We start from the raw sequence: 3,295 nt of genomic DNA on the forward strand, positions 1-3,295 counted from the left end.
TCGCGCCATGAAACCCGCATCCATGATCAAACACCTGTTTTTGCGCATGACCGGGCCGGCAGAGAAACTGTTTACCTGTTGGCTGCCCGCAAAAGTCGGCTTTTTTACCTTGTTCATCCTTCGTCGGATCTTTTCCGGCGTATCCATCAACCCGCAGCTCCAAAGCACGATCAATGACCTGCCCGACGATGCGGTCATTGTTTATGTATCCAAAAACAAAAGTTATTTTGAATTTTTATTTTACTTCACACGTTACATGCAGGCCCGCCTGCCCTTTCCGCAGCTCTATTTCGAGGGCAAAATCCGCATTCTTCAGCCGGTGGGACGGCTGCTGCTAATCGCCTATGTCCAGATCCGTCACTTCCTGCGGCACTTTTCCCTGCGCGATCCCTATCAAACGGGCTTCATTCGCGAGGAGATCGAAAGCGGGACCACCGCCTATCTTCCGCTGGTGGGAAGACGCGACTTTTATCGCAGTTTCGTCAAATCCAAGGCCGATCCCATTCGCCATTTGATCCAGATCCAGCAGGGGATGAAGCGTCCCATCTGTCTGGTTCCCCAATTGATGCTATTCAGCAAACGACCGGCCTCGACCTATCCCACGCTGACCGACATCATTTTCGGTTCGCCGCAGAAGCCGCGCAAGCTGCGGCGCCTGGCAATTCTTTTCAACAAACCCGAACGAATCTTCGTCGAGGTTTCCGACCCCGTCAATCTTCGGCATTTTCTCGATCTGCCGACAAACCAGGGGCAGAGCCCCGCCTACCTGGCCATGAAGTTGCGTCGGGATCTGCTCAAGCAGATCAATGCCCATCGACGCAGCATCACCGGCCCGACGATCAAGATGCCGGAGGAGATCAAACAAGAGATCCTCACCAGCGCGGAACTGCGTCAGTTCATGGTCGCCTATGCCAAGCGCCGGGACACCACGATATTCGAAGCCCACCGCGAAGCCCTGGGCTATATCGACGAGATCTCCGCCAATTACAGCCCGTCGTTCATCAATCTGGCCCATCGCATCCTCGGATACTTCCTGCGCGTGGTCTTCGAATCGGTGACGGCCAGTCCCGATGCATTGGCCGAAATCAAACGGGTTTCACGCAAGGGGCCGGTGATTTTCGTTCCCGCCCACAAGAGTCACATGGATTCGCTCCTGCTTTCCTATACGCTCTATGACAACCACATGCCCTGCCCGCACATTTTTGCCGGCAAGAACCTGGCCTTCTGGCCCATGGCGTCGATATTAAGGCGTGTCGGCGCCTTTTTCGTGCGTCGCAGCTTCAAGGGCGCGGTCTTCTACGCCAAGGTTTTCTCGGCCTATATTTTCGAGCTGCTCAGGGAAGGCTTCAACATCGCTGTCTATATCGAAGGCACCCGCAGCCGTAGCGGGAAACTCCTGCAACCCCAGTTGGGCATGCTCTCCATCCTGCTGCACGCCTATTTCGAGGGAGCCTGCAAGGATCTGATTTTCATCCCGGTCTTCATCGCCTACGATCGTATTCCCGATGAGGGATCGTACCTGAATGAAATCAGTGGTGGGAAAAAAACACCGGAAAACTTCCGCCAGATGCTCAAGGCCAAGTCCATGTTGAAAAACCGCTACGGCAGCGTCTATCTCAATTTCGGCAATCCCGTCTCCCTGAACGAGGCCCTCGCCGAGCAAGCGATGAACGCCTCCTCCCTGTCGTCCAAGCAGCAAAACGTTATCTGCCGGGAGATCGGGGCACAGGTCATGAATGCCATCGACCGGCAGACCGTGGTGACGCCCCAATCCATGATTGCCGGCGTCCTTCTCTCGGGTGGAAAGGAGATGCTCTCCCGCAAGGAATTGGAATTCCGATCAGAAGCGGCCATGCGTCTGCTCGAGGCCCAGAGAGCGCCCATGGCCGACTCCCTGACCCAGGAATTCCAGAGTTTCCTGGACAACACCCTGGCCCACTACCATGGCCGTAAATTCATCCAAGGCATCGATGACGCGGCCAAGGGTGGGGGTTCCGGAGAGAATTGGCGGGTCATCGAAAATCGACGCAACGCATTGGATTACTATAAAAACATCAGTATCTGCCATTTCATTCCGGCAGCCTTCACGGCCCTGGCGATTCTGGAAAAGGACGCCTTCCAATTCTCGGCCACGGATCTGCACGACACCTATCGGCGATTGCAGGAGCTTTTTTCCGAAGAGTTCAACCCCGATCCCGAGCATCCGCCGGCCTTCATTGTGCGCAAGACCGTCAAGGCCTTCATCGACATGGCCATCCTGGTTCCCCACCCGAGCATGCCGGACACCTACTATCTTTCCTCCGAGGGATACCGCAAGCTGATCTTTTTCGCCGGATATGTCGAGCCGTTCATTGCCGCCTACCAGACGGCGCTGGTCTACTTTGCCAAAAATCGGCGTAATCACCATGATCGGAGCAAAATGTTGAAACACATGCTGGCCATCGGCAATCGGATGCTCCGCCAGGGCGAAATTCGTCTCCAGGAGTCGATTTCAAAGGCCATCTACGGCAACGCTGCGAATTTCTTTAATAAAATCGGGATTAAAGGGTCTGAGGACGAGGAGAACATCCGGATCTGGGAGGCGACCCTGGCTCGCTACCAGAACCTGATCGCCCGATAGTGGCGGACTGTCCGCCTCTGGATGGGCACTATTCTTCTGTTTGCCGTCGGCCGGATTGGGAACGCCGTTTGTGAGCCGTCTTTTTATGGATCACTTGGAGGGAATCGTAAAGCTTGGAGCGGGTCTTGCGTTTGAGATCCTTGATGGTTTTTGGGGAAGGATCCTTTTGCACGGCTTCAAGGCAAGCCGGGCAGAGCGCCACCATGTTTTTGATGGAGTGTTCGCCACCTTCGGATAGCGGTTGGATGTAAAACGGCTTGAGCGCGCTTTCCGGATCGGCATTGGCGGCAATCGCCTGTCCGCAGTGCTCACAGCACATGCCGCAGCGGCGCAACACCGAGTCGAATACGTTCTTTTTTCGATTGAAGGGTTCCGTTCCATCGGCCACGGATTTCCATGGCTTGCCCGCCACTGGTTTTTCAATCACCTGTGGACGGAAGGCCGGTCCGACTTTCCGGGCATGGGCATGCAAGGGGGTGGGTTTTTCAGGCGTTTCGTTTTTTCGGGAGGCCGGGCACGGACTATCCGTTAAAATGCCGGAAGCATCGGCCCTTTTGCGTTTACGCACCCGGATCTTGCCATCCCGGCTGGTGGTGCCCCGGTCCCCCGACACGGATTTGAGCCACAAACTGTGGTTCTCCTTCTGCAATCGCTGCTTTAATTCGTCGTAGGTTT

At 55.5% G+C, this 3,295-nt stretch carries 2 protein-coding genes; one reads left to right on the top strand and one right to left on the bottom strand.

The window, feature by feature from the left end:
• Window positions 1-2,620: 1-acyl-sn-glycerol-3-phosphate acyltransferase (locus tag AB7S84_RS17020; protein WP_428155982.1), on the top strand; the 2,620-nt coding region annotated here is incomplete at its 5' end.
• A 28-nt stretch (window positions 2,621-2,648) separates the two neighbouring features.
• On the opposite strand, the gene AB7S84_RS17025 is transcribed toward AB7S84_RS17020, so the two are convergent.
• Window positions 2,649-3,295 (bottom strand): HNH endonuclease (locus AB7S84_RS17025; RefSeq protein ID WP_428155984.1); only part of this gene is annotated, 647 nt, incomplete at its 5' end.

This window comes from Desulfococcus sp. (genome assembly GCF_050178255.1).
GTDB classification, from domain to species: Bacteria; Desulfobacterota; Desulfobacteria; order Desulfobacterales; family Desulfococcaceae; genus Desulfococcus; species Desulfococcus multivorans.